Annotated in this window: 13 protein-coding genes; 9 read left to right on the forward strand and 4 right to left on the reverse strand. The window is 54.0% G+C overall.

What is annotated here, in order from left to right; translation table 11 throughout:
- Positions 1-388: 388 nt before the first annotated feature.
- Genes GOV79_RS22030 through GOV79_RS22050 form a run of 5 tightly spaced genes read left to right on the forward strand, consistent with a single transcriptional unit; the run spans position 389 to position 4,147 of the window.
- Positions 389-1,039 carry a histidine phosphatase family protein gene (locus GOV79_RS22030; RefSeq protein ID WP_170791769.1) on the forward strand — a complete coding sequence of 217 codons (651 nt, stop codon included), beginning with the start codon at positions 389-391 and terminating at the stop codon, positions 1,037-1,039.
- Between the two features lie 11 nt (positions 1,040-1,050).
- A complete protein-coding gene (locus GOV79_RS22035; RefSeq protein ID WP_170791770.1) occupies positions 1,051-1,665 on the forward strand; it encodes a glutathione S-transferase family protein in 615 nt (204 codons plus the stop codon).
- Positions 1,666-1,678: 13 nt separating this feature from the next.
- Positions 1,679-2,722, forward strand: coding sequence for a saccharopine dehydrogenase (locus GOV79_RS22040; protein ID WP_170791771.1), 1,044 nt, complete (start codon positions 1,679-1,681; stop codon positions 2,720-2,722).
- Between the two features lie 12 nt (positions 2,723-2,734).
- A complete protein-coding gene (locus GOV79_RS22045) occupies positions 2,735-2,983 on the forward strand; it encodes a SemiSWEET family sugar transporter (RefSeq protein ID WP_170791772.1) in 249 nt (82 codons plus the stop codon).
- A 21-nt stretch (positions 2,984-3,004) separates the two neighbouring features.
- Positions 3,005-4,147 (forward strand): saccharopine dehydrogenase family protein, encoded by a 1,143-nt coding sequence (locus GOV79_RS22050; RefSeq protein WP_170791773.1) that lies wholly within the window; start codon positions 3,005-3,007, stop codon positions 4,145-4,147.
- Between the two features lie 79 nt (positions 4,148-4,226).
- Here the strand turns inward: GOV79_RS22050 and GOV79_RS22055 are convergent, their stop codons facing one another.
- The 4 genes from GOV79_RS22055 to GOV79_RS22070 all read right to left on the reverse strand — a co-directional run bounded on the left by GOV79_RS22055 (position 4,227) and on the right by GOV79_RS22070 (position 8,517).
- A complete protein-coding gene (locus GOV79_RS22055) occupies positions 4,227-4,430 on the reverse strand; it encodes a hypothetical protein (protein WP_170775824.1) in 204 nt (67 codons plus the stop codon).
- 48 nt (positions 4,431-4,478) lie between these two features.
- Positions 4,479-4,706, reverse strand: a complete 228-nt coding sequence (locus tag GOV79_RS22060; RefSeq protein ID WP_170791774.1) for a DUF1127 domain-containing protein — start codon at positions 4,704-4,706, stop codon at positions 4,479-4,481.
- A 433-nt stretch (positions 4,707-5,139) separates the two neighbouring features.
- The gene (locus tag GOV79_RS22065) at positions 5,140-6,183 is read right to left on the reverse strand and encodes a formylglycine-generating enzyme family protein (RefSeq protein WP_170791775.1); all 1,044 of its coding nucleotides are present in this window, start codon (positions 6,181-6,183) and stop codon (positions 5,140-5,142) included.
- Between the two features lie 450 nt (positions 6,184-6,633).
- The gene (locus tag GOV79_RS22070) at positions 6,634-8,517 is read right to left on the reverse strand and encodes an SLC13 family permease (protein ID WP_408015526.1); all 1,884 of its coding nucleotides are present in this window, start codon (positions 8,515-8,517) and stop codon (positions 6,634-6,636) included.
- Positions 8,518-9,012: 495 nt separating this feature from the next.
- On the opposite strand from GOV79_RS22070, the gene GOV79_RS22075 reads away from it, so the two are divergent.
- From GOV79_RS22075 to GOV79_RS22090, 4 genes are all read left to right on the forward strand, one after another.
- Entirely contained in the window at positions 9,013-9,339 is a 327-nt protein-coding gene (locus GOV79_RS22075; RefSeq protein WP_170775830.1) for a potassium channel family protein, read from the forward strand.
- Positions 9,340-9,514: 175 nt separating this feature from the next.
- Positions 9,515-10,594, forward strand: coding sequence for an AI-2E family transporter (locus GOV79_RS22080; RefSeq protein ID WP_170787525.1), 1,080 nt, complete (start codon positions 9,515-9,517; stop codon positions 10,592-10,594).
- A complete protein-coding gene (locus GOV79_RS22085; protein WP_170775834.1) occupies positions 10,591-11,655 on the forward strand; it encodes an HlyD family secretion protein in 1,065 nt (354 codons plus the stop codon). The genes GOV79_RS22080 and GOV79_RS22085 overlap by 4 nt, the downstream gene beginning before the upstream one ends.
- Positions 11,645-12,652 carry a DUF2955 domain-containing protein gene (locus tag GOV79_RS22090; RefSeq protein WP_170791776.1) on the forward strand — a complete coding sequence of 336 codons (1,008 nt, stop codon included), beginning with the start codon at positions 11,645-11,647 and terminating at the stop codon, positions 12,650-12,652. Before GOV79_RS22085 ends, GOV79_RS22090 begins: the two co-directional genes overlap by 11 nt.
- Positions 12,653-12,967 lie beyond the last annotated feature (315 nt).

Consider the following 12,967-nt stretch of genomic DNA (forward strand, 5'->3'; position numbering starts at 1 on the left):
ATGCAAGTCATACAAAGGCGTGCGCCGCGGTAATGTCATATCTATAACCTTTCAAAACCTGGCATCCCGTACCGCCGCGTTATTTGCGCTGGTCGCTCAACATGATCTCACCACAAGCTTTCGAGGTCTCAGCCGCAAGTCAACAACCTTAAACACAAGACCCAACTCGGTAGGTGAAACCAGAGGTGTATACGGGCGCATACAGCAGTTTTGTAGCGTATAGGAAACTTTTTTCCGTTACGCAACACTTGAAATTGCCGATGCAACCCAAGTCATTTCTGCTTTCCCGCAAAGCGCGCGCCAAAGGGTGAAATTCCCTGGTTCAAGTCCGAAGCCTCTGGTCCCTCGGTTCAAGCTGTCATAAGACTTCGCCCCGGAAGGGACGGACATGTCACATATAACTCTGATACGCCACGGTCAGGCCAATACCGCCGCGCGGGACGAAGCTGATTACGACAAGCTGAGCGAACTGGGACATCAGCAAGCGCGTTGGCTGGGGGCGCATCTGCGCGACACACAAGCCAACTTTCCTCGGGTCTATTCAGGAACGCTGAAACGCCATTTGGAAACAGCGGCCAGCATGGGTTTTCCGAACCCCGTGCAAGATCCGCGTTTGAACGAGATCGAGTATTTCAACATCGCCAAGCTCTATGAAACACAACACAACGTGGCCGTGCCCACAGACCGCGAAGGGTTTGTGGAACACCTGCCCCGCACATTCGCCGCGTGGGCGAGTGGTGAAATCGCCAACGCACCAGAAACGTTTGAGACCTTCGAAACCCGCGTGCGCGACGCTCTGCACGATATTGGAACCGCAGGGGGCCCTGCGATTGTGGTGACATCAGGCGGGCTGATCTCGATGGTCGTGCGGCAGGCGATGGGGCTGGATATCCCGGCGATGGCGCGTGTGGCGCTTGCCATCATGAATACGTCGATGCATCGTCTGCACCCAATTGGTGCGCAGCTGAGCCCGGTGCTGTTCAATGCAGTGCCGCATCTGGAAGCACCCGATCGGCAATACGCCCAGACCCACCTGTAAGGAGGCCCTTCATGCAGCTTTACTATGCTCCCCGTACGATTTCAGTCGCCGTGGCCATCGCCTTGGAAGAGGCCGGGCTGGAATACGAGGCGATCAAGCTGGATTTCGCAGGCGGTGAGCAGACCAAACCCGCCTACAAGCAAATCAACCCTAAGGGTCGTGTGCCAGCGCTGGTAGTAGACGGAGGTATCCTGACTGAAACGGGCGCACTGTTGGACTATATCGCAACCATAGCGCCCGAGGCCGGGCTTGTGCCCTCTGATCCGATCATGGCCGCGCGGATGCGCGAGGTGATGTATTACCTTGCCTCGACCATGCATGTGAACCACGCCCACAAGATGCGCGGGGCGCGGTGGGCTGACAAGCAATCCAGCTGGAAAGACATGCAGGGTAAGGTAGCGCAGACGATGACCGCGTCCTGCGACTATATCTCCTCGAACGGGCTGCGTGGGCCTTTTGTACTGGGGGATGAGTTCTCGCTGGCGGACGCTTATCTGTATGTGGTCTGCAGTTGGCTCGAGGGCGACGGCGTTGACGTTACAGCCTTTCCCAAGATTGTCGCGTTCCGAGACGCGATGGAGGCGCGGGCATCGGTGCAGACCGTACGCGCTGCCGGAATGCTCTGAAAAAGGAACGACGATGACACATCTCTGGGTCCGGGCAGAACAGCGCCCGAACGAAGAACGGGTTGGGCTGACCCCCGAAGGCGCCGCAGCTTTGATCGCCGCAGGCATCCGCGTGACGGTCGAGGAAAGCTCGGCCCGCGCCATCCCGCTGGACGGATATAAGGCGACCGGGTGTGAGGTCGCAGCTGAGAACTCCTGGCCCCAAGCCCCGCTGGACGCGATAATCTTTGGCCTTAAAGAACTGCCAGAGGACGGCACGCCCCTGCCCCATCGCCATATCATGTTCGGCCATGCTTATAAGGGCCAGCATTCTGGACGCGCCCTATTAGAGCGCTTCAAGACCGGGGGCGGAACGCTTTATGATTTGGAATATCTGGTCGACGAAGACGGCCGCCGGGTCGCTGCCTTTGGCTATTGGGCCGGTTATGCGGGCGCGGCGGTGACGCTGAAAACATGGGTTGCGCAGCAGCGGGGGCAGGAATGCCCTCCGGTCGGGGTGTACCCCAACAAAGACGCGCTAAACGCCGAGTTGCTGGCCGAGCTGGACGCCACGGGCACCCGCCCCCGTGCTATCGTCATCGGCGCCTTGGGCCGCGTGGGCACGGGTGCTGCGGATTTGTGCGAGGCGATGGGAGTCACTGTTACAAAGTGGGACATGGCCGAGACCGCCAGCGGTGGACCCTTCCCCGAGATCCTCGACCATGATCTGTTCCTGAACTGCATCTTCGCTCGCCCCGGCACGCCGATCTTTGTCCCGCGCGAGGCGCTCAGCGCACAGCGCAACCTGACCGCCATCGGAGACGTGGCCTGCGATCCGGACAGCGACTATAACCCAGTGCCAGTCTATGACCGGGCGACCACATGGGACGCCCCCGCACTGCGCGTGGCCACCGACCCGGTGATGGACGTGATGGCCATCGACAACCTGCCCTCGATGCTGCCGGTCGAAAGCTCGGAAGACTATGCCACGCAACTGCTGCCCTCCCTGCTGACCCTGACCGATCTGGACAGCGGCGTCTGGGGCCGCGCACGGGCCGAATTCGTCAAACATTGTTAGGCAAGGCGAACCATGGAACACCTGATCGGGGCAACAGCGGCAATTTTGGGAACAGTATGCTGGTTGCCTCAAACTCTCAAAACTTGGCGCACCCGCGAAACAAAAGACCTGTCCCTTCCCGCCAACTTGCTGATTCTGACCACGCTGACACTGTGGCTGATCTATGGGCTGATGATCGCTGCGTTGCCGTTGATCCTTGGCAATGTGATATCGATCCTGCTTGTCGGTGCGATTGTAACTGCGAAACTTAAATTCGGCTGAAAGCCAAAAAGGAGCATACGAATGACCATCCATTGGTGTGGCACCGGCCTGTCGGCCATCCCCGGCCTGCGCCGCCTGATCGAGGGCGGTCACAAAGTCACCGTCTGGAACCGGACCATCGACAAGGCCAAGGCTGAGGTCGGCGACCTGACGGATGACATTCGCGCATTTAACATAGACGCTTTGGGCGCGGTGTTGGAAAAGGGCGATGTGATCGTATCCATGCTACCCGGCGACTGGCATGTACCGCTAGCCGAATTGGCGATCTCCAAAGGCGCGAACTTTGTGTCGTCATCCTATATCGCCCCCGAAATGCGCGCGCTTGATGACAAGGCGCGCGAAGCGGGTGTTGCCCTTGTCAACGAGGTCGGGCTGGATCCGGGCATCGACCACCTGATGGCGCACGCATTGGTCGCTGACTACCGCGCCTCGGATGCTTTTGACGCGCAAAACCACCTGAGCTTCATCTCCTATTGCGGCGGCATCCCCAAAAACCCCAACCCGTTCCGCTATAAATTCAGCTGGTCGCCTCTGGGCGTTCTGAAAGCCCTGCGGTCGCCGTCAAAATCCATCCGCGACTACGCGCCGCTGGACGTTGCCCGCCCGTGGGATGCCATCACCAGCTATATTGCACCGCTACCCGCTCCCGAAAGCTTTGAGGTCTATCCCAACCGGGATTCTCTGCCGTTCATGGCCGAGTACCAGTTCGACGATCACTGGACCGTCAAGGAATTCGTCCGCGGCACCCTGCGCCTGAACGGCTGGGCTGATGCCTGGTCGGACGTATTTACCGAAATCGAGACCCTCTCGGGCCCCGAAGGCGATGCGCGTTTGAAAGAGATGTCGGATCAGTTCTGGGCCGAGAACGCCTATGACGAGGGCGAGCCCGACCGCGTGGTTCTGTGCGTGAGCCTGAAGGCCGAGAAGGACGGCATTCCTGTCTGGCACAAAACCTACGTCATGGACGCGTGGGGCGACGCGCGGGGCACGGCGATGGCGCGCCTTGTCTCAGTGCCGGTGTCACTAGCCGTCGAAGCGGTTCTAAACCGGGCCATTCCAGCCGGGGTTCACGCAGCACCCAGTGACCCGAAACTCGTGGAAACATGGATGGCCGAGATCGACAGGCTGGCACAGCACCTACAGATAGAGACCCACTGCAACTGACCGTTCAGCTTGAAAAGCCATTCCAAGGACCCCGGAATGGCTTTTTCGATAAGACGCTATCCAACCCTGCGTGATGCGGTCAGATATACCTGTCGATTGTTGTTTCGATATCGCTGCGATTGATCCCTAGCTCTGAGAGTTTGCGATCACTGAACCCGTCCAGATATTGTGCGGCACGAACGATATCGGCTCTGATTGCCTGGATCCTCATCGCTCTGTCGAACAGCAACAATGCGCTTTCGGCCGGGGTCAGCCTGCCATTCAATGAAACGTCATCAAACATATTCAGGGTCCTTCCTTCTTTGCTACTTTGAGCTGGTCGAGGGCCATGTCAGTTGTGGTAAGAAACGCCGCGATAGACACTTTGGTAAGCGCGCTGTTTGATCTCGGCGCGCGGGACGCCGATATCCGCCAACTGTGCATCATTCAGGCTTTCCAACTCCCGCACGGTCTTTGCGAAAATCCGCCGCCGAAAGAGCTCGGTCCGTGCCTCTGCATAGTCTGCTATCATCCCGGCAAAAACGTTTTTCAGCGCTGGGGCGGCATGAGTATTGGCCATGGAAATTCCTCCAATTCCTAGTGTCCTGTTGATGTCGTACAACAGATAAAGGAGGCGGAAGTTAAGGCTGCTATTCTGAACGATTAAGGAAAGTTTAGGCGAAACTGAAAGCGTGTTTTCGCTTTGTCTGACGGTGTCAATCTAAGCAGAACGAGATGCGTTCAGAAATTATCTATCCCTTTTTTGGGACTATGAATTGATGTCGTTGCGCTGAGCTTTATTGCAGTTTTTTGGAAGTCTCTTCCTCGGTCGCCTCTGTCTTTGGGACTATGTTCAAGGGGCGATTGATGCGATCACGTGAGCCCAAAAAACGCGGACTTAGGCAGTTGTCCGTACAGGTTCCCCTAAGCTCGTTGGAAGCCCCGCAAATGGACCATTCGCTGTGTGGGGATCTCTATCACCATGGAAACAAGTCATATCTTATCTCTAAATTTTATTCGTGAGTTCTTAATTCTCTAACTACCCGAAACCCAGCAAATCTTACCCGACTCGCGCCTATGACACGTCCACGAGAGCCCGCCCGTACATAGTCCATTGCGAGGCCGTAAGCTCCACCTCGAACGACATTGGATTCGCACACAGTCGAAACAGCGTGTTGAAAATAACGGCTGGACGTCCGCCACCCTTCGTACCTCTTGGACCAATAAGACATCGTCAATTCCGCAACATTGCCTGACATATGCTTTAGCCCCCACGCGTTCGCGGCATTGAGTTGGTCAACCTGTACAGGTAGCCGGCGTGAGACCAGATCATGGCGATCTACTCCCAACATCTTCGCGGTCGCGGAACCGCTAAAGTTTGCCTGATCAGTAGAAACCTCTTCGCCCTGGGCAAAGGACGTCTGAGTTCCCGCCCGCGCGGCGTGTTCCCATTCAGCCTCGGTTGGCAGCCGATAGACCTCGGCTCCAACCTTTTGATTAAGCCAATTCGTATAACTAATCGCATCTTCAAACGAGACGTAGATAACCGGGAAATTTCCGGTCAATGACACACAGGAACCATCGATCTGAGGAATACAATTTTGCGGAACGATCCCGCCACAGCCCCCATCTTGGACACACGCCATCCATTGATCGTAGGTTACTTCGTTGCGCCCCATTGCAATTGGAATGTCGATTTCTACACGGTGAACCGGACCCTCATGTTTTGCGATATAAGGAGCCTCCGGCGTAGCGGTACGCGTTTTTCCATCAGCAAAATACTTGGTTCGCCGAGATTCCCCTGGAGGCCCACCCATCATGAACTCACCCTCGGGAAGCGCGATCATCTCGGGGCAGACATCGCATTCCTGGAACATCTCAAGCGGCGCGACGGTCGTGCCGTCCTCTAATTGATGTTCCGCAGAAAACACCGTCGCCGGAACAGTCAGAAGCCCAGCTATGAGGAGTGCTTGTTCCACTGCCCTAGAGCAGTGTTCAGCCCTTTGGCCAAAGTCAAACGGAAGAGATGCCCAAATAGAAAACAATAGTGAATACATACTCGCCACCCAACACAATCAGTCTCTGTTGAAAATACTAATTCTGATTCAACTAGTTGATTAGCTAGTCATGAACCGATGAGCCTCACAAAACCGTTACTCTTAGTGAAATTGTTAGTGAGGAGAAAACCGGACCTTAAGCGCCGGGATCCGTGTCTGCCATCCAACCGGCTTTTCGGACGTTCAACGGGACGCAAAATAGCAATCCGTTTGAAGGTCGGGACCGAATTTGTTGTGACCCGCGTGCTTTCCAATTCGGGTTTGAACTTTGCAATGCAATTGACGCACCGAGCGTGCCAAACTCGTGAAAGTTCTCGGCTAAAAAAGACAGATTGGGCATGGGCGAGTTCAGATGACCAGTGAAACCCGGTAAGCGGCAAAAAGTTAAAACCGGCATCGTTAGGTTTTGGTTTGGTGCCTAAAGTTTGATATCTGTTCCCGTCAGTCGGTTCAGAAAATCACATTGAGCATCACCAAGGAAACCAACAAAAACAGGACGGTCATGATGCCCCCGGAACGCACAAAGTCCATTACCTTGTAACCCGCGGGCCCCATAATCAGTGCGTTTACCTGATGAGTCGGAATGATGAAGCTGTTCGAGGTCGAGATTGCAACTGTTAGCGCAAAGGCCGCAGGGTTTCCGCCGGCAGCTACGGCAATTGAAACAGCAAGGGGCACGAGCAGCACGGTTGCCCCGACATTCGACATAACCAGGGAAAACGCGGTGGCCAATATTGCGACACCGGCTTGAAGCGCCCAAATCGGCCAACCGTTCAAAATGATCATGATTTGCTGGGCGATCCAAGCTGCGGTGCCGGTATTTTGCACCGCCTGCCCCAGAGGTATCAGGCATGCCAGCAGGAAAACCGTGTTCCATCCGACTGCCCTGTATGCCTCATCGACACTGAGTACCCGCGTGAGCATCATTCCAGCGGCGCCCGTCAGAAGGCAAAGGGACAAGCGAACGTCGGTGAACAGTATCAGCGACAGCGATATTGCAAAGAAGGCCAAAGCCCAACCGACCTTCTGAGGCCGTAGCTCATCTTGCGGAAAATCTGTTGTCACAACCACAAAGTCTGGATCCTTTTTGACCCGCATCAGGTTGTCCCACCTCGTATGCGCGACAAGCATGTCGCCTGCGTGAAACTCTTCAAGTCCGATCTGAGTGGACGCGTGCGTATCAGTCTCGACGTGACTGAGAGTTTCTTCTCCTCGATGAATAGCAAGCAATGACATGCCGTACGTCTTTCGGAACAAAAGCTCGCGGGGGCATTTCCCGATCAGCTTGCTATCAGGTGTCACGACGACTTCGGCTATTCCGGCATTGGTTGGCGCAAACTCTTCTACGAAGATATCCAGTTCAGGAAGAACAGTCAGACCAAATTTCTCTGCAAACTGTTCGACAACCGAGCGGTTCCCTATGATGGCAAGCCGGCACGGAGCGGCAATCTCGGCGGTAAGAACCTGAACCATGGAAGTCTTACCGCGATAAAATGTGGATATTATGTAGAGATGATTTTCATGGTTGATGTCAGCCAGTATCTGCCCGACCAACGGGCTTTGTTCTGGCACGATCACTTCGAAAATATCCGCCTGCAAGCCGTAAACCCGTTGCAGGTATTCCTGCGTACCCTGTCCTGTGCCGGTGTTGTCGGACCCGGTGTCTTCAGGCAGCACCCAACGCCCAAACAGAAGAAAATAACCGATCCCGGTCAGGATTAAGGCCGCGCCAATTGGCGCTACCGAGAACAGCCCGAAGGGTTGGATTTTTTGGCCTTCAGGTAGCCCCTCGTTTGCAGTCTGGACCAGGTCGTTCAGCAAAATCAGCGGAGAAGACCCGACCATAGTCATCGTGCCGCCAAGAATGGCGCAAAACCCCATGGGCATCAGCAGGCGGGACAGGGGTATTCCCGACCTCGTAGAAATGCGGCTGACGACCGGCAAAAACAACGCAGCCGCTCCGACATTCTGCATGAATGAGGATATGATGCCGACCGTTCCTGACACAATCGACAGGACCCGGCTTTCAGCCGTGCCGCCATATTTTAGAATGACCGCCGCAACCTTGTTCATGATACCAGTTTTATCCAATCCGGCACCGACGATCATGACCGCGATAATAGAAATCACAGCGTTCGACGCAAACCCATCGAACAGATGCGAAACATCCGCCAGGTTCTCAAGCCCGGGTACGTAGCTGAGAAGTCCGACGAGAACCAGAACCAGTATGGCGGAGAGGTCAATTCTGACAATTTCTGACACGAACAAGAAGACGGTGAAGGCCAACAAAACGCAAACCACACCCATCTCAAACGTAAAGGTAACTTGTTCCAAGGAGCCCACCGAGACTTGGATATTCTATTTAAAGTAAAAACCTAAACCATCGCGCGTACGCTGTCATGAAATTTCGCTTTTTGGCCAAGCTACGAAACAAAATTTCAGGGCAAAGTAAAAGGATTTCGCTTCATGGTGAATGCGGGGAACCACGTTCCACCGTCGCCTGTAACAGAATACAGCCCGAACCGGACATTCAAAAACAGACTGTGCAGTCCCTGTTAGCGGACCCTACTGACATTGGGAAAGTGGATTTCGCTGATGCAGTATGAACTTGAAATTTCCGTTAGCCTTTCGTTGCAGGTATCGCATTTCACCATTGCCGAAACTGCCAATAGAGTAAAAACAGAACCGAGTAGTCCCAAAGCGGTTGGGCGAACAGTCGGTTACAATTTCCGCACGATACGCGCGGTGAGAGCGCACAAGATTTTCGGGCTAGTACGAAAAAATTCAAAAAATAGTATATATTTGTTTTTACCTTGATATTGTCGTTTTATGAATTCGATAGCCAGAATTACGCGAGGAATAGGCGTCGCCTTTAAAGATGGCAGGGTCAAAGGCCTTCTGGCCTTCACAACCGGTATGATCCTGTGGGCGTCTGTATTCTATCGCTATGTCGAAGGTTGGAGTTGGCTCGACTCCATCTACTTTTCTGTTGTGACAATATCGACTGTAGGGTTTGGCGACTTTTCTCCTGAAACCGCAGCAGGCAAAATCTTTACAATGTTCTACATCATCGTGGGGCTCGGCATTTTCGTGACTGCAGCGACCACGGTGGCGGATACAATCCTGTCCCAAGATGACACCAAAGGGGACGATTAATTTTTGCTCCAATGAGCCAACGCAATTTCATACGCAGGCTATACATCTACAGACCAGGCCTCTGAAATACGAATTTACGAGAGAATTCAGGTTTCTGCAGGTCCCTCCAATTTAAAAATATACATATTTCGTTTTTTGAGTGTAACATTCAGAAAACAAATATTGGAGGGATGGTATGGAAAAGACCCAGGACGCGAAGATTGTCGATCTCGCGATAAGACTGCTGTTTCTCGGACTATTCCTTTACAGCGCTTTGGTAATGGTGGCACCGCTGGCAAGCGTGGTGATCTGGGCGACGATTCTATGCGTCGCACTCTATCCAGTTTTCGATTGGCTACAGTCCAAGTTGGGCGGGCGGAAGAAACTTGCTACGACGATTTTGGTTTTGTTGGGTCTTCTTCTGACTTTGGGGCCGGTCGCAACAGCGGTATCGGGGGCAGCCGAGCTTGGATCAGAGTTTGCAGAGCAAGCTGACAGCGGCGAGCTAAAAGTCCCACCGGCACCAGAAGGGCTAAAAGAGCTGCCCCTGGTCGGCAACAAGATTTCTGAAGTTTGGGGCTTATTTGAACGAAACCTTGATGGCGCGCTTGCCAAATACGGCGCGCAGATTCTTGAGATCACCAAATCGCTGTTCGGACGGGTGCTGAGCATCGGACTTGGGCTCTTGGCACTGGCTTTGTCCGTCTTGATTATGGGTGCCTTGTTCAGCCCTGGCCCAAGTCTTGTGCAAGGCCTTCAGCGTTTTGCCAACCGAGTCTTTGCGCCCCGGGGCGGCGAATTCGTTACACTGGCAGGCGCGACGATCCGCAATGTGACAAAGGGTGTGATTGGCGTAGCTGCGATTCAGGCGGTCGTAGTTTGGGTATTGTTGGCGCTGTTCGGGATTGGTTCGGCCGCGACGCTGGCGTTTATTTGCCTGATCCTTTCGATTATCCAGATTGGACCCGGTTTGGTTCTTCTGCCAGTGGTCATCTACGCCTGGAGCACCATGTCCGGTGGCACAGCGTTGATCTTCACCGTACTGGCCGTTCCCGTAGCGATAATGGACAGCTTCCTAAGGCCAGTATTTATCTCAAAAGGCCTTGAGACACCTATGCTAGTCATCCTCATCGGTGTTCTCGGCGGCATGATGGCGTATGGCTTGATCGGAATTTTTATGGGGCCTGTTCTGTTCGCTGTATTCTATGAACTGTTCAAGGTCTGGATCGATGCGCCTGCAGAAGCCGAAAGTGAAGCTGAAGGAGCGGCGAAATGAGAAAGACGATTTGGACCACTTTGGCCGTCATTCTTATTTTCCTCGTCTGGTACCTTGTCGCGGACCGCAAAACCCCGTTTACCGGGAATGCCAGAGTAAAGGCCGTCGCGACCCAAATTGTTCCACAGGTCACCGGTACAGTGACCGAAGTTCTTGTCGAAAATGGACAGGTTGTCTCGGCAGGTGATGTTCTGGTTCGGATTGACCCCAGGCCCTACGAAATTCAACGCGACAAGGCCGAAGCTGATCTGGAAGCCGCTACGCAGGAAGTGGGCGCATCCTCGGCAGAGGTGAGGGCTGCGCAAGCCAAATTGGCCCGGGCCCAGAGCGATCTGGATACGATGCGGATTCAAACAGAGCGCGTGTTTGCGCTGGAAAGAAAGGGATTGATCGCCGTCTCAAAAGCCGATGATGCCCGAGGTCAATTGGCAGAGTCTGAGGCAAGTTATGAGAACGCTAAAGCGGATTTGGAAAAAGCAAAGCAGAGGTTGGGTGACGACGGGATCGAAAATCCAAAAATACAACGCGCATTGGCAGCCTTGGCAGATGCAGAGCTAAACCTCGAGTGGACGGAACTTCGCGCTCCGGCGACGGGTGTCATATCCAATTTGTTGATAGCCCCTGGTACATACGCACGATCTGGTCAGGACCTTTTGACGTTCCTGGATGCAACCGACGTTTGGATTGAGGCGTATTTTACTGAAAATAACTTAGGCCGAGCTGCAATAGGTTCTCCTGTCGATGTCGTGTTGGATATGCACCCCGGTAAAATCGTCCCGGGTGTTATTGAGAGCTTCAGCGCGGCTGTATCTTTGAGCGGAGGCGATGAACCCGGCCAGTTGGCGAGCCCGCCAAGTACCAAAGGGTTTCTACGCGAACCAGAACGGTTCCCTGTTCGGATCGTGCTGCCGGGGTATGAGGCCGGAAGCGCCGAAGACGACCTACGCTTCCAACTTAACGGGCAGGCCGACGTGATCATGTATCTGAGCGACAATTCCCTGCTGAACATGGTCGGCCAGACCTATATCCGTTTGGTTTCGATTCTTTCCTATGCCTATTGAGGGCCGGAAATCCATTTTCAGGCTCGCCTTGGGTGTGACCGGCGTCTTTACCTTGGGCCTGTTTTTAGGATGGCCCTTGGCGGTTGTAGGGGCAGTTTTCACTGCGCTCTTCCTGCAAGCACCCGCTGCGCTGCCGTTAGCAGCATTCACCAAATTGTTTGTTTTCTCGATAGGATTGATGTTCATCTCATTTCTGTTGTCGTCGATCTTCGCACCCTACCCAGTGGTATTCCTTATTCTGGTGGCCATCGGGATCATCCTGTCCTTCATGTGGTCAGTTTCAGGGGCTGGTGTTCTACCTGGTGTCATAGCGCTTATGGGGGCATTGATGATCCCGAACCTCGCCCTCCAATCGCAGGACCTAGCGCTTGTGCTCGTGTTCTGGATACCGATAAACTTGCTATTTGCAGGTTTCGTATCGACGCTGATGTTTGTGCTGATCCCAGCAAATTTTCAATCAGCCGCCGAGAAGAAAGCTGACGCGCCACCCGTATTTGATCCGCACCGGCGGATCGTCAGAATGTCACTTGTGACTGTGCCATTTGCCATGGTGTTTTTTCTATCTGGCGCATCTGCCCTATTGGTTCTGTTCTTCGTCGCCCTTTTGAGTCAGCAACTGGCAGCCATGCCTTCAATGGGTAAGACCGTCGCTAAAGCGATGTTGACAGCAAACCTGCTTGGAGCTGCGGTGTCGATCATCTGTTATGAAGTAAACGTGATCGCACCAGTTATTCTGACGCCAATTTTGTTATGTCTGTTCTTCTGCTTCACCCTCGGAGCGCTTGGAAAGTCTCAGGCCGCTCTCGCCGCGGCAGCCGGCTCGGCGTTGACGACTGTCCTGATCGTTTATGGTGGGTCGATTGCGCCATTTTCGGATGAGGCCGACGTCAAAAGTATTACGCGCGTTTTGCAAGTCGCAGGGGCCGCATTCTTCGTAATTGTCGCCTATGTCATAGTCGACGAGTTCTGGCCGGAGAGAGAAGTGCAGGTCGCTTGAGCTTAACTAGGTAAAGTGTTCAACCATCCAATAAAGCTACCAACTAGATAGCCCTTGGACATCAATGTCGCTTTTCAAGCGCGCATTGACAACTCGGGCAAATTTCTTTCGGATTCGAATTTACTATCAAGTTTTTGAACACAGCGTCTTTCACGCTTTGCACTCTTGCGGCTCAAACGGACACTTTCTATTCTAGGCTCGTGTAGTTTGCATCTCTGGCCTTCATTGCAATGCGCACCAATGAGGGGTTTTTCCGCTGCCGCTCCAAGGTCGCTGATCTTGCAAAGGCGTTATCGGATCCGTCGATCCGTACAG

Source organism: Ruegeria lacuscaerulensis, from assembly GCF_013034745.1.
In the GTDB taxonomy this organism is placed as follows: Bacteria; Pseudomonadota; Alphaproteobacteria; order Rhodobacterales; family Rhodobacteraceae; genus Ruegeria; species Ruegeria lacuscaerulensis_B.